The sequence below is a fragment of the Pseudoalteromonas sp. ND6B genome, from assembly GCF_000764215.1.
In the GTDB taxonomy this organism is placed as follows: Bacteria; Pseudomonadota; Gammaproteobacteria; order Enterobacterales; family Alteromonadaceae; genus Pseudoalteromonas; species Pseudoalteromonas tetraodonis.
In genome coordinates this window covers 73,554-97,703 of the sequence record NZ_JQFL01000080.1, presented here as the reverse complement: position 1 = coordinate 97,703, position 24,150 = coordinate 73,554, and the positions used below count along the sequence as shown (strand labels likewise).

The 24,150-nt window shown below is 40.5% G+C and carries 21 protein-coding genes; 16 read left to right on the top strand and 5 right to left on the bottom strand.

Translation table 11 applies throughout. From position 1 onward, the window contains the following. Positions 1 to 13: 13 nt before the first annotated feature. Positions 14 to 922 carry a 1-aminocyclopropane-1-carboxylate deaminase/D-cysteine desulfhydrase gene (locus ND6B_RS01490; RefSeq protein WP_033104293.1) on the bottom strand — a complete coding sequence of 303 codons (909 nt, stop codon included), beginning with the start codon at positions 920 to 922 and terminating at the stop codon, positions 14 to 16. Positions 923 to 1,257: 335 nt separating this feature from the next. Between ND6B_RS01490 and ND6B_RS01495 the strand changes: the two genes are divergently transcribed. The 11 genes from ND6B_RS01495 (at position 1,258) to ND6B_RS0119485 (ending at position 14,940) form a co-directional block, all read left to right on the top strand. Continuing rightward, positions 1,258 to 3,264, top strand: a complete 2,007-nt coding sequence (locus ND6B_RS01495) for a formylglycine-generating enzyme family protein (RefSeq protein ID WP_033104292.1) — start codon at positions 1,258 to 1,260, stop codon at positions 3,262 to 3,264. 134 nt (positions 3,265 to 3,398) lie between these two features. Then, a complete protein-coding gene (locus ND6B_RS01500; protein WP_013463921.1) occupies positions 3,399 to 4,442 on the top strand; it encodes a rod shape-determining protein in 1,044 nt (347 codons plus the stop codon). Continuing rightward, the gene (mreC, locus tag ND6B_RS01505; protein WP_016900309.1) at positions 4,442 to 5,284 is read left to right on the top strand and encodes a rod shape-determining protein MreC; all 843 of its coding nucleotides are present in this window, start codon (positions 4,442 to 4,444) and stop codon (positions 5,282 to 5,284) included. The genes ND6B_RS01500 and mreC overlap by 1 nt, the downstream gene beginning before the upstream one ends. Beyond that, positions 5,277 to 5,756: a rod shape-determining protein MreD gene (mreD, locus tag ND6B_RS01510; RefSeq protein ID WP_016900308.1), complete on the top strand. Its 480-nt coding sequence runs from the start codon at positions 5,277 to 5,279 to the stop codon at positions 5,754 to 5,756. Before mreC ends, mreD begins: the two co-directional genes overlap by 8 nt. Continuing rightward, positions 5,756 to 6,325: a Maf family protein gene (locus ND6B_RS01515; RefSeq protein WP_033104291.1), complete on the top strand. Its 570-nt coding sequence runs from the start codon at positions 5,756 to 5,758 to the stop codon at positions 6,323 to 6,325. The genes mreD and ND6B_RS01515 overlap by 1 nt, the downstream gene beginning before the upstream one ends. Before the next feature lies 1 nt (position 6,326). Beyond that, positions 6,327 to 7,799, top strand: a complete 1,473-nt coding sequence (gene rng, locus ND6B_RS01520; RefSeq protein ID WP_013463925.1) for a ribonuclease G — start codon at positions 6,327 to 6,329, stop codon at positions 7,797 to 7,799. Further along, complete coding sequence (locus ND6B_RS01525) at positions 7,799 to 11,647, top strand: YhdP family protein (RefSeq protein ID WP_033104290.1); 3,849 nt, start codon at positions 7,799 to 7,801, stop codon at positions 11,645 to 11,647. The genes rng and ND6B_RS01525 overlap by 1 nt, the downstream gene beginning before the upstream one ends. Beyond that, positions 11,644 to 12,483: a carbon-nitrogen hydrolase family protein gene (locus ND6B_RS01530; protein ID WP_033104289.1), complete on the top strand. Its 840-nt coding sequence runs from the start codon at positions 11,644 to 11,646 to the stop codon at positions 12,481 to 12,483. The genes ND6B_RS01525 and ND6B_RS01530 overlap by 4 nt, the downstream gene beginning before the upstream one ends. Then, complete coding sequence (gene tldD / locus ND6B_RS01535) at positions 12,480 to 13,919, top strand: metalloprotease TldD (RefSeq protein ID WP_028834503.1); 1,440 nt, start codon at positions 12,480 to 12,482, stop codon at positions 13,917 to 13,919. The genes ND6B_RS01530 and tldD overlap by 4 nt, the downstream gene beginning before the upstream one ends. 172 nt (positions 13,920 to 14,091) lie before the next feature. Beyond that, positions 14,092 to 14,661 carry a DUF2799 domain-containing protein gene (locus ND6B_RS01540; protein WP_081844594.1) on the top strand — a complete coding sequence of 190 codons (570 nt, stop codon included), beginning with the start codon at positions 14,092 to 14,094 and terminating at the stop codon, positions 14,659 to 14,661. A 30-nt stretch (positions 14,662 to 14,691) separates the two neighbouring features. Further along, positions 14,692 to 14,940, top strand: a complete 249-nt coding sequence (locus ND6B_RS0119485; protein ID WP_231485782.1) for a hypothetical protein — start codon at positions 14,692 to 14,694, stop codon at positions 14,938 to 14,940. 47 nt (positions 14,941 to 14,987) lie between these two features. Here the strand turns inward: ND6B_RS0119485 and ND6B_RS01545 are convergent, their stop codons facing one another. From ND6B_RS01545 to ND6B_RS01560, 4 genes are read right to left on the bottom strand one after another with little or no spacing between them, the layout of a single operon-like run. Continuing rightward, a complete protein-coding gene (locus tag ND6B_RS01545) occupies positions 14,988 to 15,488 on the bottom strand; it encodes a DUF3299 domain-containing protein (protein ID WP_028834506.1) in 501 nt (166 codons plus the stop codon). A gap of 14 nt (positions 15,489 to 15,502) precedes the next feature. Further along, complete coding sequence (locus ND6B_RS01550; RefSeq protein WP_033104287.1) at positions 15,503 to 16,750, bottom strand: ABC transporter permease; 1,248 nt, start codon at positions 16,748 to 16,750, stop codon at positions 15,503 to 15,505. Then, complete coding sequence (locus ND6B_RS01555; RefSeq protein ID WP_033104286.1) at positions 16,747 to 17,433, bottom strand: ABC transporter ATP-binding protein; 687 nt, start codon at positions 17,431 to 17,433, stop codon at positions 16,747 to 16,749. The genes ND6B_RS01550 and ND6B_RS01555 overlap by 4 nt, the downstream gene beginning before the upstream one ends. Positions 17,434 to 17,439: 6 nt before the next feature. Further along, positions 17,440 to 18,474: a CDP-glycerol--glycerophosphate glycerophosphotransferase gene (locus ND6B_RS01560; RefSeq protein ID WP_033104285.1), complete on the bottom strand. Its 1,035-nt coding sequence runs from the start codon at positions 18,472 to 18,474 to the stop codon at positions 17,440 to 17,442. A 217-nt stretch (positions 18,475 to 18,691) separates the two neighbouring features. On the opposite strand from ND6B_RS01560, the gene ND6B_RS01565 reads away from it, so the two are divergent. The 5 genes from ND6B_RS01565 to ND6B_RS01585 all read left to right on the top strand — a co-directional run bounded on the left by ND6B_RS01565 (position 18,692) and on the right by ND6B_RS01585 (position 24,142). After that, complete coding sequence (locus tag ND6B_RS01565; RefSeq protein ID WP_008113749.1) at positions 18,692 to 19,795, top strand: phosphoribosylaminoimidazolesuccinocarboxamide synthase; 1,104 nt, start codon at positions 18,692 to 18,694, stop codon at positions 19,793 to 19,795. 137 nt (positions 19,796 to 19,932) lie between these two features. Continuing rightward, complete coding sequence (locus ND6B_RS01570; protein ID WP_033104284.1) at positions 19,933 to 20,598, top strand: methylamine utilization protein; 666 nt, start codon at positions 19,933 to 19,935, stop codon at positions 20,596 to 20,598. Further along, positions 20,588 to 22,903 carry a bifunctional diguanylate cyclase/phosphodiesterase gene (locus ND6B_RS01575; protein ID WP_033104283.1) on the top strand — a complete coding sequence of 772 codons (2,316 nt, stop codon included), beginning with the start codon at positions 20,588 to 20,590 and terminating at the stop codon, positions 22,901 to 22,903. The genes ND6B_RS01570 and ND6B_RS01575 overlap by 11 nt, the downstream gene beginning before the upstream one ends. Continuing rightward, positions 22,893 to 23,723: a DUF3034 family protein gene (locus tag ND6B_RS01580; protein WP_033104282.1), complete on the top strand. Its 831-nt coding sequence runs from the start codon at positions 22,893 to 22,895 to the stop codon at positions 23,721 to 23,723. Before ND6B_RS01575 ends, ND6B_RS01580 begins: the two co-directional genes overlap by 11 nt. Beyond that, positions 23,723 to 24,142 (top strand): group I truncated hemoglobin, encoded by a 420-nt coding sequence (locus ND6B_RS01585; RefSeq protein ID WP_008468306.1) that lies wholly within the window; start codon positions 23,723 to 23,725, stop codon positions 24,140 to 24,142. Before ND6B_RS01580 ends, ND6B_RS01585 begins: the two co-directional genes overlap by 1 nt. Positions 24,143 to 24,150: the final 8 nt, after the last annotated feature.

The window sequence follows — 24,150 nt, the reverse complement described above, 5'->3', positions numbered from 1 at the left end:
AGTTAAATACACTCTACACTAATTTGCGATATTTTAGCCCTTCTAAACCTTGCAACCCACCAGTATGTATTGCAATAATTTTGCTGTTAGGGGCAAAGTAATCATTATTGATGAGCTGCCAAAGTGCGTACATCATTTTACCGCTGTAAATAGGCTCCAAGGGTAATTGATGTTGATGCTGCATGTGTTGGCAAAACTGCCATAACTCAGCTGTAAAACGACCATATCCACCACCGTGAAATTGCGTAAGTAGTTGCCAGTTATTTTGTGATTTTGCTTTAGGGCTAAGAGCGCGTATTTCGTCCCGCAGGTAGTCGGCTTGCTTTAAAACAGCAATCCCTAGTAGGTTGATTTTATTTGAGCTGCCCTCTATCAATCCAGCCAAGGTGCCGCCACTGCCAGTTGGACAGATTAAGTAGTCGTGCTCAGGTAAACTCTGGGCAAGCTCTTTACATCCATCTATAGCAAACGAATTAGTGCCTCCTTCAGGTAGAATGTATGCGTTTGGAAAGCGTGCCTGTAATGCGGCTAAATAGGCTTCATCATGTCGTTGTTTGTACTCTATACGATTGACAGCATGTAACTGCATACCACATTGCTGTGCAAATTTTAGAGTTGGATTATTTAGATCAAGCTGTGGGCCGCGCACAATTGCGTGGGTTGTTAAGTTAAACTCTTTACCAGCAGCGGCGCACGCATGAATGTGATTTGAAAAAGCACCACCAAATGTAAGTAATTCAGATTTACCCAGTTGTTGCATACGAACTAAATTGTATTTGAGCTTTCGCCATTTATTACCGCTGATAAGTGGATGCAATAAATCATCGCGCTTAATAGTTAAAGTTATTTTCTTGTTTGTTAGTAATTCACTGGTAATTGTTTGTAAATAGCTATGTTCATTAATACTGAATGGTATTGGCATTATCACTCTTTTTCATTAGTTACATGATGAATGTGCTGTGTAATAGCGTTATTTTGACTCAGTTTTTATTACTTAAGCAAACTAAAAAATATGAATACGCGGCTAAATTGGCATCTTAATAGCGTAAAATGCAGATAAATCTCGGTGTTGTTAAATAAATTAGCTATTTAGTACAAATGAAACGGTTATTTACTGGCATGAAACGGGATAATAGTTGTAAACTGAGATAATAAATGAACAAAGCTTGTGTTTTGTGCTTCAAGTACATAGCATAAGGTTTTATTATAAAAAATAATAATAACCAAATAATTGCCGCTTTTTTGGGACTGGAATATATGCGAATTGCTCCTTTATCTCTGTTAATTTCTGCTAGCTTTTTTGCAAGCACAGTATTTGCACAAGATACAACTACTGTAAACAGAATTGAATCAGAGATTAATACGAAACAAACAGAATACACTCGTTCAACGACGATGCTCGACAAATATTTAAAAGAAGAGAATCAACTTCAAACACAACTTGAATTGCTGAGAACGCGTTCCACACAGCTTGATAAAGAAAAAAACCAAGCGTTGGATGCGATGAATGATATGTATCGACGTTTAATTGATAATCCGTCGCTAGACATTACCTCTGCACAATCGCGTTATCAAAAAGCCGTTGTTGATCAAGAACAAAATAAAAATGATATTTCTATGCAATTGGCGGCAATTGCATCCCATCTAAAAGATATTGAGCAAATTCGCGCTGATAAACATGCACTTCAAAACACTATTGAAAGCTTAAAAGTGCAATTTACTACGGCGCGTGTAGAGCGATTACGCAATGAATTTACCCGAGAGGGTACGCTTGAAGTTGACCATACCATTAACTGTAAGCGCACTGAAACACTGGCGGCATGTGAGCAGAGCGGTCAGCAAATAGGGCTGAAAAAGGCAACTAAACGTTTTTTAGATCAAATATTTGAAAATCTTACAGAAAAACGTCTTGTTGAACCTAAGCGAGACATGGCAGGGGCACAAGTACAAATTTTAAGTAGTCACGTGATCAAGAGCGCATTTAGCGGGCAAGGTGATTACAACGTCAATTTAAGCGTTACTATGCGCGGAGATGTAAACAGCAGTCGTTTATGTCACTTACTTAGTGTGAATAATAGTTTTTGTTTAGAGTATGGTACCCCGCTGGCAAATACTTATCAGCCAGCTTATAGCACTACTTTCTCTGATAGTCAGTTAACATTCAGCGATAATGGGGATAATAAAGCCGCTGCCGTTGTCGCTAAAACAGTTAATAAAAAGCCTAAAGTGGTCGCTGAGAACAAGAAAGATCAATTAGTTCAGTTAACCTTACGCTCTAATGTACACGGCGATGAAGTATTTATTAATGATATTCGAGTAGGTTCTACTCGTTTGGTGACGAACTTACCACGTGGTTTGCATAAATTAGAAATACGCAAAGAAGGTTACATCCCTTATAAAGCGCGAATTGACTTAAAGAAAACGCGAACGCTTTTTGCTCAGTTGGAAAAAAAGTCAGAGTCGATTGCTGCACCGACTAAAAAGCGAGAGCAAATAATACAAGCAGATTGCCCAAAAGGAATGGAAGTTGATACACGCCCACCTATGGTGGACCCATCAGCAGTGATGATCCCCGTTGGTAAATTTAAAATGGGTGATATAAACGGCAATGGGCTTGAAAATGAACGCCCCGTGGTTGAAAAAACGATTAGTGAATCTTTTGCTATGCAGAGCAAAGAAGTGACTGTTGGCGCATTTGAAGCGTTTGTAAACGAAACGCAATATAAAACCGAAGCTGAAAAAGGCAAAGGTTGCGCATATTACCTCAACGGCGAACCTGTTTGGGAAGCAAGCTTAAATTGGCGTGCTCCAGGATTTGAGCAAACCAATGAGTTTCCTGCTGTGTGTTTGACAAAAAATGACGCTATTGCGTACGCTGAGTGGTTTTCTGATAAAACAGCGCAAACGTATCGTTTACCCACTGAGGTTGAGTGGGAATATGCGGCGCGTGCAGGCACTGAGACAGAGTACCCATGGGGTAACGAAATTGGTAAAAACCTAGCTAACTGTGGTTGGTGTGGTAGCGAGTGGTCGAATAAACGCACGGCTCCGGTAGGGTCTTTCTCTGCAAATGCATTTGGCTTATACGATACTGTAGGCAATGTATGGGAATGGACTAGCAGCACAGGGAATAAAAAAGATGCCGTTGTTCGCGGAGGTGCATGGAATTTTGCCCCTAGCCTTGCTCGTGCATCAACGCGTTTAATTTTAGCGCCAGATTTTAGAGCTAATTATATTGGCTTTCGCTTAATGAGCGAACGATAATATTTAATGGGGAAGCGGTGCTTCCTCTTTTTAATGATTACAAAGACGGCTGCGCTTTACATTGCTCATTGTGTTGAGAATGTTAAAGTAAGCGCAACTACAATAAGAACGAATTTCAAAGGTCATCCAGCCTCATGTTTAAAAAACTCCGTGGTATTTTTTCAAACGATCTATCGATCGATTTAGGTACAGCCAACACACTAATTTATGTAAAAGAAGAAGGTATTGTATTAAACGAACCTTCAGTTGTTGCTATTCGTCAAGAGCGTGCTGGTGGACCTAAAAGTGTTGCATCTGTAGGTACAGAAGCTAAGCAAATGTTGGGCCGTACGCCTGGTAATATTAAGGCTATACGTCCAATGAAAGACGGTGTGATTGCTGATTTTTATGTTACTGAAAAAATGTTACAGCACTTCATCAAACAAGTGCACAATAATAATTTTATGCGCCCAAGCCCACGCGTGCTTATTTGTGTTCCTTGTGGAGCTACTCAAGTTGAAAAGCGTGCAATTCGTGAATCAGCGATGGGTGCAGGTGCTCGCGAAGTCTACTTAATCGAAGAGCCAATGGCAGCTGCAATTGGTGCCGGTTTACCGGTGTCTGAAGCAACGGGTTCTATGGTGGTTGATATTGGTGGCGGTACAACAGAAGTCGCTATTATTTCACTTAATGGTGTTGTGTATTCATCTTCAGTACGCATTGGTGGTGATAAGTTCGATGAAGCCATTATTAATTATGTGCGTCGTAACTTTGGTAGCTTAATCGGTGAAGCCACCGCTGAGAATATTAAACACCAAATTGGATCGGCATTTAAAACAGACGAGCCAGTAGAGATAGAAGTGCGTGGTCGTAACCTTGCAGAAGGCGTACCTCGTTCGTTTACGCTTAACTCGCATGAAATCTTAGAAGCATTACAAGAGCCACTAATGGGGATTGTAAGCGCTGTCATGGTGGCGCTTGAGCAGTCTCCACCTGAGCTGGCATCTGATATTTCAGCGCATGGTATGGTGTTAACTGGCGGCGGCGCATTACTTAAGGATTTAGATCGCCTGCTAATGGAAGAAACGGGTATTCCAGTGGTTGTTGCTGATGATCCATTAACCTGTGTTGCACGTGGCGGCGGCAAGGCACTTGAGATGATTGATGTGCACGGTGGTGACGTTTTTAGTTACGATTAATGAAATCAATGTTTGAAAAAACGGTTTCTTTGCAACTGCGACTTTTTGTCGCAGTGCTTTTGAGTATCGTATTGATCCTTGGAGACAAGTACACGCAAGGTGGCGAGAACATTCGTACTAGTTTGAATACGTTGGTCAGTCCACTTATTTATGTTGCTAACCTACCTTACGAAGTATTTAGCTTTAGCGCCAAAAGTTTGCATACCCGTGAGCAGTTACTAACCGAAAACGAAGCACTCAAAAAGAAGCAAGTATTGCAAAGTGAGCAAATCCAGCAGTATGAGTTTTTAGCAAAAGAGAATCAAAAACTTCGTGCATTACTTGGCTCTTCCTCTAAACACACCAATCGTAAAATTATTGCTCAAGTACTTTCTGTTCATTCAAATCCTTATAGTCACCAAGTGGTGATAAATCGGGGAACCACCGATGGTTTAAGCGAAAGCCAAGCGGTGATTGATGATATGGGGTTAGTCGGGCAGTTGACTAAAGTTGGTTCAACAACCTCGCGGGTGCTGTTAATTACAGATACCACCCATGCAACACCGGTGCGTATATTACGAAACGATGTGCGCACAGTGGTTGAAGGTATCGGTAAAATTAACGTGCTAAAGCTATCACATGTGCCGCATAGCTTAGATGTGCGTATTGGTGATGTGCTGGTGACCTCTGGCCTAGGAGGTACCTTTCCTGAAGGTTATCCGGTAGCGGTGATCACCGAAATAACTCGTGATGAAGGCCAACCTTTTGCGCAAGTATTTGCTGAGCCGATAGCTCAATTAGATCGAATTCGGTTATTAGTGGTGTTATGGCTAAATCAGCAGGAGTTGATGGGTGATGATTAACCGTCATATGCTTTTAATCGCATTAAGCATTTTCTTTGCATTAGTAATGGCGCTAATGCCGTTACCTTTTTCACTTGAACCATTTCGTCCTGATTGGGTGCTATTGGTGCTTATGTACTGGTCTTTAGCTTTACCGCATAGACTAAATATAGGGACTGCTTGGGTTGTTGGGTTATTAATTGACTTAGCAACAGGCTCCTCATTGGGTGTTAATTCCTTAACTTATTCAGTGTGTATTTTTGTTACTGCAAGTAACTTCCAAAAAATTCGCAATTTTTCATTGTGGCAACAAAGCCTACTTATAGGCTTGTTCTTAACGCTTTACCACTTAATGCAGTTTTGGTTAAATCACTTTTTACTTGGCGTTTATTTTAGCCCACATTACTTATGGCCTGTATTAACAGGCATGTTGAGCTGGATATGGGTATTTTTATTACTTCGAAAATACCGTAGACATTTTAGGATCAGATAATGACTTGCGCAGTATATTTAGCCTCCGCGTCTCCCCGTCGTAAAGAGCTTCTAACCCAATTGGGTATTGAATTTTCACAGTTTAGTGTTGATGCCGATGAAAGTCAGCTTGCTAATGAGTGCCCGCATGACTATGTAGAGCGTTTAGCGCGTTTAAAGGCGCAAATGGGCGTAGAGCAAGGTTATACTGACCGGCCAGTGCTAGGTAGTGATACTGTGGTGGTGATGGATAACCAATCATTATGTAAGCCTCGAGATAAAGACGATTTTACTCAAACCTTAAAGCGCTTATCAGGGAACACGCACCAAGTGTTAACTGCCATCGCTTTTGCTACATCAGATAAAGTACTCAGTTGTGTGGTCAGTACAGATGTCACCTTTAAAACGCTCAGTGATGAAGAAATACATGCTTATTGGCAAACGGGCGAGCCTCAAGATAAAGCCGGTGGTTACGGTATCCAAGGGTTAGGTGGGCGCTTTGTAACGCATATTTCGGGTAGCTATTTTGCCGTTGTCGGCTTACCTTTATATGAGACAGAACAATTATTAAATACATTCTTAAGAGGGTAGCATGAGTACAGAACTACTGATCAATGTCACGCCAAGTGAAAGTCGCGTTGCCCTAATCGAAAACGGTGTATTACAAGAAATTCAGCTAGAACGTATTGGTAACTTAGGTATCGTGGGTAATATTTACTTAGGTAAAATAAGCCGCGTGTTACCAGGGATGCAAGCCGCTTTTGTTGATATAGGCCTAGAGAAAGCCGCCTTTTTACACGCTTCAGATATCGTTAATAGTGCCTCTATTGTTGAGGGCGTTGACGACGAGCCGATTAAAAAAGTCCAAGATATTCGTGAGCTTGTTCGCCAAGGTCAGTACATTATGGTGCAAGTGGTTAAAGATCCTTTGGGTAGCAAAGGGGCACGTTTAACCACTGATATCACGATACCTTCACGGTATTTAGTGTTTATGCCTGATGCGACACATGTTGGGGTGAGTCAGCGTATCGAAACGGAAGAAGAGCGTGCAAGGCTGAAAAAAATTGTAGCCGAATACGGCGATGAAAACGGTAGTTTTATTGTCAGAACAGCTGCTGAAGGCGCAAGTGAAGCGGAGCTGAGACACGATGCAGCTTTTTTAAAAAAGCTCTGGGATAAAATTGTCTCTAGACGCAGAAAAACAAGCAAAGCCAGTATCTTGCATGAAGATCTTACACTTGCCTTTAGAACGTTACGTGATTACGTAGGTGAAGATATGGAGCGCATTCGTGTTGACTCTAAGCTTACCTACCAAGAGCTTAAGCTGTTTACTGAAGAGTTTGTGCCTTTGTTATCACAAGTGCTTGAGTATTACCCAGGTGAGCGTCCCATTTTTGATTTATTTGATGTAGAAAGTGAAATTCAAAAAGCACTGCATCGTAAAGTTACTTTAAAATCGGGTGGTTATTTGATCATAGATCAAACTGAAGCGATGACCACTGTTGATGTAAATACCGGTGCTTTTGTTGGTCACCGTAACCTTGAAGAAACTATTTTTAATACCAATGTTGAAGCAACCTCAGCTATTGCCCGTCAACTAAGGCTGCGCAATTTGGGCGGTATTATTATTATCGACTTTATTGATATGGTAAGCGATGAGCATAAACGCCGTGTAATGCACTCATTAGAATCTGCACTCGATAAAGATCGTGCCAAATCTAATATCAATGGTTTGTCGGCATTAGGCTTAGTTGAAATGACCCGCAAACGTACCCGCGAAAGCCTAGAACATGTACTGTGTGATGTATGCCCAGCATGTTCAGGGCGAGGCTCACAAAAAACAGTTGAGACAGTCTGCTATGAAATTCTTCGTGAAATAGTACGTGTTAATCGCGCTTACGATGCGGATAAGTTTGTAGTGTATGCTTCGCCTGCAGTATGTGAAGCGCTATTAAATGATGAGTATCATAACCTCGCCGAATTAGAACTATTTATTGGAAAGCAGGTCAATATTCAAACTGAAAGTTTATACAGCCAAGAGCAGTTTGATGTGGTAATGATGTAATGAAATTTAAAGCGGCCTGTTTTTATTGTGTGCGAAAATTATGGCAAATAAGTGCTGTAATTTTAGTGCTACTGGCCGTGATTGTTTCTATTTTAAAATACACCTTACCCTACGCGAACGATTATAAAGGAGATATAGAAAGCTATCTTGATAATAAGTTTGATATTAGTTTATCTATAGGTGCTATATCAGCAAGTTGGCAAGGCAGTGGTCCCGCTTTAGTACTCGAAGAATTATCATTTAAAGACAACCAAACAGCCCCTATCTCTTTAACCATAGCTAAAACCAGTTTAGAGCTAAACCTTTGGGAAAGTTTAAAGTCGCTGCAGCTTAAATCAAATTACTTTGTGATCAATGGCTTTCATACCAAGGTTAATGTCGCTAATTTATTTGCTGGTAATCAAGATGAAGTTTCATTTGAGCAAAAAGAACTAATAGAAGGACTGTTTTTAGGCGAAACCGGTCACTTTGCAATAGAAAACTCCAGCATCAGCTTTGTACTAGAAGATAACAAAGAACGTAAACTGTTATTAGAAAACATTGTATGGCAAAACCAAGATAAACAGCATCTTGGTAGCGGTAGCCTAGCGTTACCGGGTATTTCTGTGGGTAATTTTGATGCCCGTATTGCGCTCAAAGGTGAAACCTTAGAGCAAATGGTGGGCGATTTATATGTGCAGGCTAATCAGGTTGATGTGTCAAATTGGTTAGCCCAGTACATTAATACTCAAAAGCAGCAACTGCATAGTGATTTAAATTTACAAGCATGGCTTAGGCTAGAGCAAGGCTTAGTAAGTGACGTAAAAGTACAGTGGTTACCGAGTGCGGTAAATTGGCAACTCAATGAGCAAACACAAAAGGTCAGCCTAAGTGAAGGGGGATTTCATTTATACCCTGAGCAAAATAGCTGGCGGTTAAAAAGTACCGGCTTAGCGTTTAGTACCAACGAAATAACGTGGCCTAGCCTCGAATTTGAAGCTTTATTAGGCAAGCAAAATAAAATATGGCTACAGCAACTCGATTTAGCCCTATTAAATGATTTAGCAGAATTAACTAATTTTACTGATTTAACTCCTTTTTTAGCTCGCCAACCCAGTGGTGAAATAAAAAACGCGTATCTAGAGTTTGCCGATGCAAAGCAATGGCAGTTGTGGTTTGAAGCCGATGAAATTAGCTGGCAAGAAAAAAACGCCGTACCCGCCGCTCAATCTTTAAGGATTGATGGATTAGTTAATCAGCAATATGGCCGGATCACTATTTTTGGTGAAAACAGCCACTTAATTACAGGTGCTAGTTTTAGTAATAATATTGACTATAACCAGCTAAACATCGAATTAGATTTAGCTAAGCGTTCAGGCGATTGGCATATTAGCAGTGATAACCTGTGGTTTGATAACAATGAAGTGACCTTAAGCGCACAGATGCAATTAAGTTTAGGTAAGACGCCTCGCTTAGATTTATATGCCGAAGCATTTGCCCCCGATGCCAGTATTGCCGGTCATTATTTTCCTTTAACATTAATGAGCCCTGAGTTAGTTAGTTATTTAAATGGCGCAATAAAATCAGGTGAAGTAACAAATGCTCAGGTGTTATTTTCTGGTCCATTATCAGGCTTTCCATTTGACAATGGTTCTGGGCAGTTTGATGTTTTAGCGCAAATAGATAATGCTACCTATCAATTCGATCCGGCTTGGCCAGCAGTCACAAATGCCAGTGTAAAGCTGCATTTTGCAAATGAGCGAATGGATATTTATAGCCAGCAAGGCCAACTGGTAAACCTTGACGTTGGCAGTAGTGTACACGTGAGTATTGATGACTTAATGGGCGATGCGCCATTGGTGGTTAGTATTGATAAGCAAGCTGAGCTTGAAAAAATGCACGATTTTTTTGTCGCCACGCCTTTAGCAAATCCATTAGCTGATATTTTTAATGTTGTGCAAGGACAGGGGCTTGCCAGCGCAAACATTGAATTGCTAATCGGTTCACAATTTGAGGGCGGAGCGAGTGTAACTGGTAAGGTTAATTTACTCGACTCACCTCTTTATATTTCTGCTCCCGGTATTTCGCTTGAGCATTTAAAGGGTGAACTTAGCTTTAATAATCAACAAATAAACCTCACCGATGCTACGGCTACATGGCTTGGTATGCCATTAACGATTAACTACACTAGTGACGCAAACGCAGAGGATTATCGCGCTAATATAAATATAAATGCTCAGCTTGATGCGCAAACACTCATAAACCATGGTCAAGGCATTTTAGATGGTTACTTAAGCGGGCAAAGTGACGTTGATATTGCTTTAGAGCTTAATTTTACCGAGCAAGGGTTTAACTATCGTGCCGAAGTTGAATCGCCACTTATTGGCTTAAATAGTTCCTTGCCAGGAGTATATACAAAAAGCAGTGAGCAAATTTGGCCTCTGAGTGCGGTTATTCAAGGTGATGATATCTCTAATCTGATCACTGCACATATTAATGAGTTATTTTATTTCAATGCCATTCTAGACAATACTCAATCGCAGTTTACCAACGCTCATTTTATCATCGGTGAAAAAGACTTAGGGCTTAACTCACAAAATTTAGCGGTGAGTATTAATTTAGCGCAGAGTGAGTTATTACCTTGGATTGATTTAATTGATCAAATTATTAATGTGGCTAAAGCGCAGCCTGACAGTGCCTCGCCGGGCGTGATGCCGCCTTTACATGAAGTGGTTGCGAATATTAACTCTTTTAACGTGAGTGGCATGCAGTTTAATGATTTTGATATGCGTTTATCGCCCCTAAATAATAATTTGCAATTAAAGCTCAATGCCAAAGAGTTAAGAGCCGAAGTATTTATACCTAGCGGGCAATCAAGTCAGCCGATTCGAATTAATAGCGATTATTTAAGGCTTAATTTTTTAGATACAGAATCAGAGCAACCGAGCGAAAAATCAACCCCAGAACAACTTGCATGGCTTACAAAATTACCGGCTATTGAATTTGAATGTGCCGATTGTAAAGTGAGTCATTATCAACTTGATAAAGTAAGCGCCTCATTGTTAGGCGATGGTAAAAAGCTGCTTATTTCTGAGCTAGTGTTTGATAAGGGCGACCATATATTACGGACTAAAGGGCAATGGCAGAATGGCCTAACGGCGATGAGCGGTGAACTTAAAAGTAATGATATTGGCGCCTTATTTAATGAGTTTGATATTACCACCACTATTAAAGACTCAAACGCCAATCTAAATTATCAGCTAAATTGGCAAGCGGCACCTTATGATTTAGACATTGCCAGTTTAGATGGCGAAATTAGCTGGGATTTAGGCGAAGGCCATTTAACTGAAATCAGTGATGGAGGTGCACGCGTATTCTCATTACTGAGCCTTGATTCATTAGTGCGTAAGCTAAAGCTTGATTTTAGAGATGTATTTTCTAAAGGTTTTTTTTATAACAGCATGCAAGGCACCATGCAGATAGATAAAGGCATTGCCTATACCCAAGATACTAAAATGGATGGGGTACCTGCCGATCTCTCTATAAAAGGGTATGCAAATTTAAATACTCTCGAAATTGACTACGACTTAGCCGTGGCACCACAAGTAACCTCGAGCATTCCGGTGATTGTGGCTTGGATGGTTAATCCAGTAACGGGGCTTGCAGCTTTAGCAATTGATAAAGTGATTCATTCTGCCCGAGTGATCTCAGAGATCAACTTTAAAGTAACAGGCAAAATGAACGATCCTCAGGTACAAGAGTTAGATCGTAAGAGTCGAGAGGTGACTTTACCGCAAGCAGCACAAAACCAGCCACAAGCATCCTCAGAGTTAAAACTTAAAGATGCCGAGGTTAGCGCCACACAATGAATAAACAACACATAAACTCATCTCCTGCGATTATCGCATTGCAAATGTGCTCTGGCTTAAACCCTGATGATAATATTGCAAAATTAAAACAGGCATTACAAACCTTACCGACAGCTCGCCCGCTGCTAGTGTGTCTACCAGAAGCGTTTTTAGTGTTTAGTAAACACGCTGGTGATACGTTGTTAGTGTCTCAACGTATTGAACAGTACAAACAGCAACTCAGTGAATTGTGCCGTAAACACAACATTTGGTTAAACGCTGGCACGTTACCAGAGCCATATAACCAGCATAAGTATTACGCCGCCTCTCATTTATTTAATAATCAAGGCAATATTGTTGCAAGCTATAACAAAATACACTTGTTTGATGTTGAGGTAGATGACCAGACCGGCAGCTACCGAGAATCCGATTTTACTCAAGCCGGCGATGAGGTTGTGGTCGTTGATTCGCCCTTTGGTAAAATTGGTTTAACAGTGTGTTATGATTTGCGTTTTGCTGGTTTATTTAATGCCTTAGTTCGCAAAGGCGCCGAAATTATATTAGTACCCAGTGCGTTTACTGTTCCAACAGGTAAAGCGCATTGGCAGCCGCTACTTGCAGCGCGAGCTATAGAAACGCAATGTTATGTTATTGCTGCAGCGCAATATGGAACGCATGAAAACGGTAGGCAAACTTATGGTCACAGCCTCATGTTATCGCCTTGGGGTGAAGCATTAAGTGAAAAATCAACAGGGCTTGGTTTTATTAGTTGCACCGTAGATTTAAACCAGTTACACAAAATTAGACGAGATATGCCGCTGCAATCTCACCAACGATTTAGAGAGCCATTATTATGAATTCGGTTGAACAGCATTTATTACACGACAGCCAGCTAAATCGAGAAGAACTCGAAAAAACATTAGCTTATATTCACCAGCACAAAGTTGATTATGCCGACCTTTATTTTCAATCGAGTCATCATGAGTCTTGGGTATTAGAAGACGGCTTAGTGAAAGAAGGCTCTTATAACGTTGAGCGTGGCGTGGGGGTGCGGGCTGTAAGCGGTGAAAAAACCGGTTTTTCATATTCAGATGCAATCAATCTTGAAGCGTTAAACAAAGCAGCCACGGCAGCACGAAGTATTGCCGATGCCGGTGAAGATAAAGCGGTTAAAGTATTTAGTGACGTGGCTGCAAAGCAGCAGTTTGCACCGCATCAACCAATTTCTAGTATGAGCGATACCGATAAAGTTAATTTGTTACGTGAGCTTGAAAATTATATTCGCGAATTAGCCCCTGATGCTGAGCAAGTTATTAGCTCAATGTCTGCGGTATACGAAGAAGTATTAATTGCAGCCAGCGATGGCACCTTTGCTACCGATATTCGCCCACTGATCCGTTTAAACTGCTCTGTATTGCTAGAGAAGAATGGTCGTCGTGAACGTGGCGGTGCTGGTGGCGGTGCGCGCCTAGATTATGGTTACTTTAAAGAGCTGGTAGATGGTAAGCCGCGTTGGATGGGTTTTGCAGAAGAAGCCGTTCGTCAAGCTAAAGTAAACTTAGAAGCTATTGATGCCCCAGCGGGTACTATGGAAGTGGTATTAGGTAATGGCTGGCCAGGCGTGTTGTTGCACGAGGCCGTAGGTCATGGCCTAGAGGGAGACTTTAACCGTAAAGGCGCGTCTGCGTTTAGCGGTAAAGTAGGTCAAAAAGTTGCTTCAGAGCTATGTACTGTGGTTGATGATGGCACTATGGCCGATCGCCGTGGTTCACTTAATGTAGATGACGAAGGTACGCCTGCAGCCTATAACGTACTTATCGAAAACGGTATTTTAAAAGGCTATATGCAAGATAAAATGAACGCGCGTTTAATGGGGGTAAACCCAACAGGTAATGCTCGTCGTGAATCATACGCGCATTTACCAATGCCACGTATGACCAACACTTACATGTTAGGCGGCGAGCACAGCCAAGCTGATATTATCAGCACGGTTAAAAAAGGCGTGTTTGCTCCCAATTTTGGTGGCGGCCAAGTGGATATCACCTCGGGTAAGTTTGTATTTAGTGCCTCAGAAGCGTATTTAATTGAAAATGGTAAAATCACCCAGCCAATTAAAGGTGCTACCTTAATTGGTAATGGCCCTGAGGTTATGCAACAAATTTCTATGGTAGGTAATGATTTAGCGCTTGATAAAGGTGTCGGTGTTTGTGGTAAAGACGGTCAAAGTGTACCAGTAGGCGTAGGCCAGCCAAGCTTGAAAATTGATCAGTTAACGGTAGGTGGTACTGCTTAACTTAATAACTGTAAAGCGCTATAAATAAAACCTTGAAAGTGCATGCTTTCAAGGTTTTTTATTCTAAATTTCAGGTTTATTAGAATAGCTTGTTACATTTTTATTATTCACTTTACCTTTATCTCGCCCTAGAATAGGTACTTAGTTGAGTTTGGCTATCTTAGGAAAAATAATGTCTAGTCGTTACTTGTTTTTACTGTTTTTCATATTGCTATCAGGATGCTCTTCTTTGTCTCAGGATGAATGTATACAGGCCAATTGGACAAATCTAGGCTTTAGTCATGGTGAGCAAGGGTATACATTTGAACATGGCAGAGAAATCATATCTGCTTGTAGTGAATTTGGCATCACTGCAAAATTAGATGATTATCAAGCTGGTTACAAACAGGGGCTCGCAGCCTTTTGTGAGCCTGAAAATGGCTTTACCCTAGGTTTACGAGGCGATGCGTATAACGGGATTTGTAATGACACACAGTTTAGAAAAGCATGGCAAGAAGGTAATGAGCGTTATCAATTTGAAGCAAGGAAAGCCGAGATAGATGATCGACTTAATAATATTAATTGGCGGCTGCAATCTATTAGTGATGAATTAACGAGTGATAAACCGTCAAGTAGCCAAAGTAAAGAGTTACGTCGAGAGCGAGAACAGTTGGAGAGAGAGCGTCGTGATTTAAGAAAAGAAAAAGCACTTCTGCCATTACTCAACAAGCTTCCATCATGGCATTTTGAGTACGAACTATAATTTATAACGTGTTCTTTTAAGGTGATTAATATGAAAGTAATGTCAATTTTAATAACATTTCTGATCCTCAGTGGGTGTGCGTCAAAAGAAATGCCAGAGGGTTATGGAGATGAAGTATTTGCAGAGCATGAGTGCTTAGGTGGTGAAGTTGAAACAGACTATAGCTACACAATTTTTAGTTCTGACGAAGATGAAAGCAATAAGAGCACGGTGAAGTCGACTTGTCATCCAGTGAAAACGCAGTCTGAACTTGAACGAGATATAAGAACGGGTGGTTGATAGAACAAAATAAAACCCACTATAGAGTGGGCTCTGTATTTTAAGAATTAAAGCTCAAAAGGAGCAACACCGACAGCTTGCATTGTGTAACCTACTTGGGCGATTTCGCCAGACCAAGTTTGCGTTTTAATAATACCCGTTACAACAATCGCATCGTATAAGCTATCGATAGGGACACCGCCTTTAATGGTCACATGAACCAGCTGATTTGGCGGCGGCGGGGGCACATGAATACAGGCACCAAAGTAAGGGACTAATAAAAACTCGGTGATAAGTTCGCTATCGCCTTCAAGAGGTACAACAAAACCAGGTAAGCTAACAGACTGCCCATCAAGTGCTTTAACAACTGGCGCGTCTAAATCAGGTTGCACCCAGTTTTGTTCACTGCCTTCGTGATTAGCTTGTGCTTGAGTATCTATTTGTACATGGCCCTCGGGTATGAGGTCTTCCCAAAAAATTTCCTTGGGTGGATTTGCAATGCTAGCAAAGCTAATTAGTACTGCACTTAATAGCATTAAAGAGTGTGTAGTTACTTTAAACAACGTCATGATCATCCTAAAGTTTATATTTTTATACTCATACCATCACTGAGAGAATAAAAGTAAGCGCGTGTTGCGGGGATCAAACCAATAATGAATCCCGCAGCCATAATAACGCCAATCAAAGTGAGTTCATAGTCAGAGAGCATACTGATATTAATGCTAACCCCTGCTTGGCTTTGCAAGTAACCCGCCGTAGTGCCCATAAGTGCATAAAATAAAATACACCCTATCAAACAGCCTAAAAAGGTGGTGAGCAGTGATTCCATACTGATCAGCGAAAATAACTGCCAAGGGCGAGCACCCACAGAGCGTAATATTGCCAATTCTCTGCGGCGTTGATTAAGGTTAGCAAGTAGTGTGGTTAACATACCTAGCAAGCTAATAATGACCACCACAAATGAAAATAACAGCAGTATTTTTTCTATAATTGCCAGCATTTCCCAAAGCTCTTTTAGAGTGACTGTGGGCATAATCGCTAATAAAGGCTCTGATTTATATTGATTTATGTTACGCCTAATTTGCAGCGTATAAAGCGGGGAGTCGAAGCCCATTAAAAAAGCGGTAATTTGTTTTGGGTGCCCAGTTAATGCATGGCTCGAGTGATCATGATGATCGTCATGTGCATTGTGGCCGCCACCATGGATCAGTTCAATTGCCGCTAGCGGCACATGCAAGGTTTTATCCACCGGGGTGCCGGTGGGCTTTAAAATACCAACAACTTTGAAGGGGTTATCGTCATGATGATGAAAGCTAGTATTGCCCATACCATGAGAAATAACGATTTCATCGCCAATTTGATAAGCTAATTTTTTTGCAACCTCACTACCTATAACAACTTCATTGATGCTAGAAAAAGCCTGTCCTTGTTCAAATACTAAGGGCTGTTTTTTGGCAAATCGGTAGTGCTTAAAATAATCGAGTGTGGTGCCTAAGACTGCTTGGCCTTTGTGGCTATCTCCAAGGCTGATAGGAATGCTCCACTTAACCCCGCGCTGTTTTGTTATGTATTGATAGCTTTGCCAACTCACCCCATTGTTGGTATGGCCAATTCTAAATACCGAGGAGAGGAGTAATTGAATATCGCCAGTGCGTGCGCCAACAATTAAATCGGTACCCGAAATGGTATTACTAAAACTACTTTTAGCATCTACGCGAACTCGCTCAATACTGAGTAATAACATGACGCTAATCGCAATAGTGAGCAATGTCAGTAATACGCTGGCACGTCTATTGAGCAAACTTTTATAGGCAAGTTTAAATAAAATCATACATCACCTTGTAAACTTACTAAGTCGATTGTGCGGCTAAAGAGTGGCTTTAATGTTTCATCGTGACTGACAAAAACAAGCGTGCTGTTACTTTTTTTTGCTTGTTCAAATAGCAGCTTAATAAAGCTTTCACGATTTTGCGTATCAAGTGCTGAAGTAGGCTCATCGGCAATAATAAGTTCAGGGCTGCCTATAAATGCGCGTGCTGCAGCAACACGCTGTTGTTGCCCAATACTTAAAGTGGCAACATTTTGATTATGAAAGTGCGCCTCTAACCCCAATGCATTGAGTAATCTGGCTGCTTCACTCTCTAAATTATCGACTTGGCTGAGCACGTGTTGCTGACGTTTTTTTGAAAATTGGCACCCTAAACACACGTTTTCTAATGGGGTTAAATAAGGTAGTAAATTAAAGTTTTGGAAAATATAGCCAATATGATCCGCTCTAAATGCATCGCGCTGTGCGTTGGTGAGCGCACTGAGGTTTTGGTTTAAAACACAAAGTTGGCCGCTAGTGGTAACATTAATGCCTGCCAGTAACGCCAGTAAGGTAGATTTACCACTGCCGCTTGGACCATGTAAAAAAACATGTTCCCCGGCATTAATCGTAAGCTGCTTAATAGCGAGAGTCGGGGTGACTGCGCTTTTTTGCCATTTGAAAGAGACATTCTCAAGGTTGATCATAACGGCTTACCAACTCCAATAGTTAAGTCTTTTGCGCATTTTAAATTGTCTAATAAAATTAAGCGGTTTTGCTTTGAGCTTTTCATCACTATGCAATAGTTCATTGGTTGCGCAAAGTACTCGTTGGCTTGATTTACCATCTGTGTATGGGTGTAACTCTTGGCAAAAAGCTTCAATATTATCTACAAGTTCTTTTGGGTAAGTTAGTGCGTAGTCTATTGCGGCTTCAACGTTATTTTTATCCGTAATATCAAGTAAGTGTTTTTCAGGTGCTTTATTGCAAAACGTTACAACTGGTTTTCGTTGTACCAAAAACATCAGTAATATGGATGAAGTGTCGCACAGCATTACATCAGCAGATTGTAATAAAGGAATAACATTGTCTGTTTCAACAAAGGTTAGATTGTCATTACTTAACGCTTTGTATTTATCAACCCACTCTTGTGCCATTTTAGGATGAAACTGAACTAAGAGTCGCCATTTACCGCTTTCACTAAAGTGTTTTATTTGTTCATAAAGTTTAGGTGCAAGAGATAAGCGTTTTGAGAATGTAGAGCAGATCAATACTGTTGGGCGAGAGTCTGTTTCATCAATGTGGCTAGGCTTTGAGTTACCGTTAAAAAATTGATCTAGGGGAGGCCAACCTGTTTCTACTACCTTAAAATAACCCAATTTTTTTTGTAACGCCGTAAATGGAGCCGTTGTATTTGGGCCTTGTGTACAATATAAATCAAAGCAGCCCCGCACTTTAAAGTGATCGTTTTGGCCTTTTTTATTTAGCTTTCCAGCATCAAAGCCGTGAAAAACAGCCACTTTCTTTCCGGGAAAAAATGTAGGGATAGAGTTCGCTGGTGCAAAGGTTGCGTCAGGCGCCCATTGGTTTATCTCATGAATAGAATTTAGTGTTTTTTCATCACTTTTCAAAAAGTCAGGATTAACATTATCACCTTCTAAAAACCATTTAACTTCCCCTCCTTGAGCTAATATTTCTGTTTGCAAAGGCCTTAAAATAGCATAGGAATAATTTTGAGAAATATACATTAAATATTTCTTATTCTGAGTGGCAGTTAAATAGTTCAAGTTAGCTCCTTAGGGCAAGTAATCATGCAAGTTTACCCCAATGCGCCAGCTAGATAAATATACTGAGATGATTTGTTTTTAGCCTAAGATTGAGCTTTGTGGTTGGCTAGATTATTATAGAGCGCCTAACCCCAATTCCATACTTTGCTCTTTGAGCATGCCAAACCCCGGAGATAGCATGACTAGCTATAAAGTTTTAGACGTAAACGATGACTTACCCATTCGTACTAAAGGTAAAGTACACAGTGGCAAAGTGCGTTCAGTTTATTGGTTAACTGATGCAGATAGCAAACGCTTAATAAATGAAAAAGGCTATAACGTTCCTGCCGATACTGAATTAGCCATTATGGTTATTTCAGACAGAATTTCTGCTTTTGATTGCATATGGCAAGGTGAAAATGGCCTAAATGGCGTTCCTGGTAAAGGGATTGCATTAAACTCAGTGGCTGCTCATTGGTTTAACATGTTTAATGAAGCCGGTTTGGCGGGTAATCATATTGTTGATATTCCTCATCCATACGTATGGATTGTTCGTAAAGCCAGTACAGTTAAAGTTGAAGCGATTGCTCGTCAATATATTACCGGTAGTATGTGGCGCGACTACGCCAAAGGCGAAAGACACTTTTGTGGTTTGCAACTTCCAGAGGGCTTAAAAGCGAATCAAAAGCTTGAGCAAGTACTTATAACTCCCTCTACTAAGGGGATTATAGAAGGGGTTGCTGATATTCCTGCCGTTGATGATGTAAACATCACTCGTGAAAATATTACAAACAACTTAGATGTTTTTAATTTTAAATCGGCTGACGATGTCACCAAATACGAAAAATTATTGGTTGAAGGGTTCGAGTTAATCAGTAGTGAGTTAGCTAAGCTAGGGCAAATTTTTGTTGATACCAAATTTGAATTTGGTTATGTAGAAGATTTAAATGGTGCGCAGCAACTTATTTATATTGATGAAGTAGGGACACCCGATTCATCGCGTATTTGGGATGAAGCATCTTATAAAAATGGCAAGATTGTTGAAAACTCAAAGGAAGGTTTCCGTCAGCTGTTAATTAATAACGTACCAGAGAGTGATGTGTTATTAAATAAAGACCGTATGGCTGAACGTGAGCAATTAGCAAAAGATTATATTTTACCTGAGTCAGTAATGCTTGAAGTGTCTGACACTTATGTGGGCATCGCGAGCAAAATTATTGGTAAAGAGATTATTATACCTAATGATCCGCGCCAAGAAGTGATTGCTATTTTAGATGCTGATTACGGTTTAATCGTTAAATAACGTAGTAAGTAGACAGATATAGCAAAGCTCATTTTAACTAATGAAAAAGTATGTATTTTAAGTAACTGAGCTATAATTCTTGCAATTAGTGCTCGTCTCTAATTAACTTAACCTATGGTGAATTTTTAGGTGTGATTATGTTAGAGCGGGCAATGCAAGTTATTGCAAAACGTCGTTATTTATTAGTACTGGGTGCATTGTTTAGTGTGTCGGCCTTTGGCAATACTATTAATTTGGTTATTAAAGATCAGCATGACCAAGTATTGCCTAATGCTGTCGTAGAAATAAATCATTTACCTTCTTCAAAAACTACGGGCAATTTACCCACGGCGGTAATGGATCAAGTTGATAAACAGTTTTCTCCAGAGTTGCTTATTGTGCACCAAGGTCAGTACGTCGACTTTCCAAATAGCGATAATATTCGCCACCATGTTTATTCTTTTTCAAAAGCTAAACCTTTTCAATTAAAGCTCTATTCTGGCCAGCCAGAAGAACCTATTAAGTTTGATAATCAAGGTGTTGTTGTTCTAGGCTGCAATATTCATGACTCCATGGTGGGCTATATATATGTCGCTAACAGTAGTCATGTGTATACCAGTAACGAGCAAGGCCAGATAAAGCTGCAAGTAGACACTTTTCCTGTGCAAGCCAGTGTTTGGCATTCACTGCAAACAGCTCCCTTGGATAATAAAAAACTGTTTAATATAGAATCAACCAGCCCGTTATCAATAACTATAAATACATCTACCCCTGCACCACGTAATACCTTTGGCAGTCAATTTAGGGAAGGCAATGGCCAATAATTTACGCAGTCGTATTACAACGCTTTGCGTTGGCTTGGTATTACTCACTACCTTGGTTAGTTTACTGAGCTTTTGGTGGTCTACCAGTAAATTTCAGGCAGAAAAAGTGCAACAAAATATAACGGTTGCGCAAAGCGTTTATAAACAATATTTAAAATCAAAAGAGAGCTTATTATTAACAGCCGCAAAGGTGTTAACCGCTGATTTTGGTTTTAAGCAAGCGGTTGCAACTCGTGATGCCGCCACTATTAGCAGTGTGTTATACAACCACAGTCAACGGATCAATGCGGATCTTATGCTGTTGCTCGATTTATCAGGGCGGTTAGTATCAGCTAATGTTAATGCACAAAATTTTGCCGATAACCTACAGCCCTTAATGGATGAGTTATTAAATAATTCTGAGCAATCGAGCTTTGTGGTGTTAAATAACCAGCTGTACCAAGTGATTTTATTGCCCGTTAAAACTCCCAGAACCATAGCTTACAGTTTGGTCGGATTTAAAATAACATCTGCAGTGGCCACTGAGCTAAAAAGCTTGACCGGAATGGAGGTTAGTTTTGTTGCGCAATTAGATGACTTTGCAACAAGCTCGCTAGTATCCCAACCAGATAACTTTCAACCAATAGCGTACTTTACCAATAAAACTACGGCTCGTTTTTTTGCCGAATACTTGGCCTATGAAAACGAACAAATAGCTTTACCCTCTTTACAATCGCATCCGATAACCTTACTGCTTAGCGCAGATTTAACCTCGAGTTATCGCGATATTGAGCAATTATTATTAACGCTGATCACACTCGCTGTTTTAACTATGTTATTTGGTGTGATCACCAGTAGTTTGTTAGCAAATAATTTAACGACAGGACTTTCACAGTTAGCGGTTATTGCCAGACAGTTTGCAAAAGGCGACTACCGTTTTAAATTTGAAGGTAAAAAGCAAAGCAGTGAAATAGAAACGCTCGTGAATGCTTTTAATAACATGGGTAATGATATTAATAAGCGTGAGCAGCAAATAAGTTTTCAAGCACATCACGATACTTTAACAGGGTTTTATAACCGTTCTGCTATGTTAGATTTATTAGCTAAGCGGCTCACTAATGATGCGCGGTACACGCTTGTTGCTATTGATATAAAAGGCTTAAGGCATATAAACGATAAGCTTGGTCCGCAAGTAGGGGATGGATGTTTAATTGCAGTGGCAAACCGTATTCGTCAATTTTCTGATGAGCTAGGTGGTTTTCATGCCCGTATTGGTGGCGATGAATTCTTAACGGTTTACCCTTGTGCAGAGGTTGAGCAGGTAAAATGTGCAGTGGCTGATTTACTCAAGCAATTACAGCTAGCTTACAAGGTTAAAAATTTAAAAATAAGCTTACGTTTTAATGCTGGTATTGTGCAATACCCAGAGCAAGGGACTAAAGCAGACGATTTAATGCGACGTGTACTCATTGCTGTAGATGCAGCTACAACGAGTCAGCAAAGCTTACATTATTATCAAGACGGTGAAGATGAGGCGCATTTAGACCGTTTAATTATGCTTGATGAACTCAAACAAGCAATTGATGATGATAATGGACAATTATTTATGACCTATCAGCCTAAATTGAATATTAAAAGTCAGAAAATTGATAAGGTAGAGTCTCTTATTCGTTGGCAACGAAAAGATGGTGGCTGGGTCTCGCCTGAGGTCTTTATTGATTTAGCCGAGCAGTCAGGGTTAATAGTAGAGCTGACCGCTTGGGTTGTCGAGACTGTGATTGCACAAATAGCCGATTGGTCAAAAAAGGATATTCATTTACAAGCCGCTATTAATGTTTCTGCCCAAGATATTGCTCATTCAGGTTTTCACGCTTCGTTGGTAGCCACCTTAAATAAATACCAAGTAAACCCAAGCTCTATCACTATTGAATTGACGGAGCGCGATATGATTGAAAATGAAGCCCAAGGTATTAAAGCGTTAGAAGATTTAAAAACTATTGGCGTTAAAATTTCATTGGACGATTATGGCGTAGGGCAAACATCACTAGGACGGTTAAAAATGTTACCTATTGATGAGCTTAAGTTAGATAAATGCTTTATTTTAACTCTGCACGAATCACAAAAAGATCAATACATAGTGCGCTCTTCAATCACACTGGGTCACCAATTGGGGTTTTCTGTTGTGGCTGAAGGGGTAGAAACCGCTGAGTCTTTATCAATGCTTCACGAAATGCAATGCGATCATGCGCAAGGTTACTATTTAAGTCGCCCTTTAAAAGCGCAGCAATTAGAACAATGGTTAGAGGAATATCAGCGTGTACATTAAGTTATTATTCGCCTTGGCACTCTCATTTTGTAGTGCGTTAAGTATGGCTGCTACGGGGAAATTATTAGCAACACCTGGGGTGTCTCAAATTGAAGGCAGTGCAGGAGGCGGATTAGTTCCTTGGGCACAATTAGCAGGGTATGCCAGTGAAGACGAATGGGCTGTTAATGGTTTTTGTAGTCGTGCTGATGTTACTGACTATCGTCTTGATGCCTGCGGCATGCAACTAAACCTATTCAATCGTGTTGAGCTCAGTTATGCAGTGCAGCAGTTTGATGTGCCTGCACTCAATACCGAGATAGAGCAGTCAATTTCTGGGGCTAAAATTCGTTTATACGGTGATATTGTTTATAGTCAGTGGCCACAGCTAAGTGTGGGCGTACAGCATAAATCACTAGAGGATGGCACAGTAGCAAAGTTAGTTGGCGCAAAAAATACCAGTGGTACAGATGTGTACCTAGCCGCCAGTAAATTACATTTGGGCGCACTTGCTGGGTACAACTGGTTTTGGAATGTGACCACCCGCTACAGTAAAGCCAATCAGCTAGGACTGTTAGGATATGGCGGGGCTAATGAGGGCAGCCATATTTTGCTAGAAGCAAGTAGTGCAGTTTTTGTAAGTCGTGAACTTGCCATTGGTGTTGAATATCGACAAAAAGCCAACAACTTGGGGTTAGGCGAACAAGATTGGCGTGATTTATTTATAGCGTGGATACCAAATAAGCATATGAGTGTGACTGCGGCCTATTTAGATTTAGGGCGGATTGCTGGTGTTGATAATCAAACTGGCTGGTATTTATCGGTTACGGGGTATTGGTAATGAAACTGAGTGTATTTATTTTTTGTTGTTTAAACTTACTTGCAGGGTGTACAACCCAACCCAACACCTCTTTGTATCACCAGCTTGGCGAACAAGCTGGGCTTGAGAGGTTAACTGATAGTTTTATTACACAAATAGGTAATGACAAACAAGTGTTTCATTACTTTGAGCACAGTAATATCAGTCATTTTCGACAAGGGTTTATTAGCCATTTATGTTCGCTGGTGGAGGGCCCTTGTGAATATAAAGGTGACTCTATGGTTGCTATTCATACAGGCATGAACATAAACGAAAAAGACTTCAATCACGTTGTCGATTTATTAATAAATGCAATGAACGAGCAAAATATCCCACATACAGTGCAAAATAAAATTTTAGCTAAAATGGCGCCACTGCGTGGCGAAATTATTAAGATTTAACCGATCGC

Bases quoted from the DNA above. Each gene is read 5' to 3' on its own strand.
- ND6B_RS01490 (WP_033104293.1), bottom strand. From the start codon at position 922: ATGCCAATACCATTCAGTATTAATGAACATAGCTATTTACAAACAATT.
- ND6B_RS01495 (WP_033104292.1), top strand. From the start codon at position 1,258: ATGCGAATTGCTCCTTTATCTCTGTTAATTTCTGCTAGCTTTTTTGCA.
- ND6B_RS01500 (WP_013463921.1), top strand. From the start codon at position 3,399: ATGTTTAAAAAACTCCGTGGTATTTTTTCAAACGATCTATCGATCGAT.
- mreC (WP_016900309.1), top strand. From the start codon at position 4,442: ATGAAATCAATGTTTGAAAAAACGGTTTCTTTGCAACTGCGACTTTTT.
- mreD (WP_016900308.1), top strand. From the start codon at position 5,277: ATGATTAACCGTCATATGCTTTTAATCGCATTAAGCATTTTCTTTGCA.
- ND6B_RS01515 (WP_033104291.1), top strand. From the start codon at position 5,756: ATGACTTGCGCAGTATATTTAGCCTCCGCGTCTCCCCGTCGTAAAGAG.
- rng (WP_013463925.1), top strand. From the start codon at position 6,327: ATGAGTACAGAACTACTGATCAATGTCACGCCAAGTGAAAGTCGCGTT.
- ND6B_RS01525 (WP_033104290.1), top strand. From the start codon at position 7,799: ATGAAATTTAAAGCGGCCTGTTTTTATTGTGTGCGAAAATTATGGCAA.
- ND6B_RS01530 (WP_033104289.1), top strand. From the start codon at position 11,644: ATGAATAAACAACACATAAACTCATCTCCTGCGATTATCGCATTGCAA.
- tldD (WP_028834503.1), top strand. From the start codon at position 12,480: ATGAATTCGGTTGAACAGCATTTATTACACGACAGCCAGCTAAATCGA.
- ND6B_RS01540 (WP_081844594.1), top strand. From the start codon at position 14,092: ATGTCTAGTCGTTACTTGTTTTTACTGTTTTTCATATTGCTATCAGGA.
- ND6B_RS0119485 (WP_231485782.1), top strand. From the start codon at position 14,692: ATGAAAGTAATGTCAATTTTAATAACATTTCTGATCCTCAGTGGGTGT.
- ND6B_RS01545 (WP_028834506.1), bottom strand. From the start codon at position 15,488: ATGACGTTGTTTAAAGTAACTACACACTCTTTAATGCTATTAAGTGCA.
- ND6B_RS01550 (WP_033104287.1), bottom strand. From the start codon at position 16,750: ATGATTTTATTTAAACTTGCCTATAAAAGTTTGCTCAATAGACGTGCC.
- ND6B_RS01555 (WP_033104286.1), bottom strand. From the start codon at position 17,433: ATGATCAACCTTGAGAATGTCTCTTTCAAATGGCAAAAAAGCGCAGTC.
- ND6B_RS01560 (WP_033104285.1), bottom strand. From the start codon at position 18,474: ATGTATATTTCTCAAAATTATTCCTATGCTATTTTAAGGCCTTTGCAA.
- ND6B_RS01565 (WP_008113749.1), top strand. From the start codon at position 18,692: ATGACTAGCTATAAAGTTTTAGACGTAAACGATGACTTACCCATTCGT.
- ND6B_RS01570 (WP_033104284.1), top strand. From the start codon at position 19,933: ATGTTAGAGCGGGCAATGCAAGTTATTGCAAAACGTCGTTATTTATTA.
- ND6B_RS01575 (WP_033104283.1), top strand. From the start codon at position 20,588: ATGGCCAATAATTTACGCAGTCGTATTACAACGCTTTGCGTTGGCTTG.
- ND6B_RS01585 (WP_008468306.1), top strand. From the start codon at position 23,723: ATGAAACTGAGTGTATTTATTTTTTGTTGTTTAAACTTACTTGCAGGG.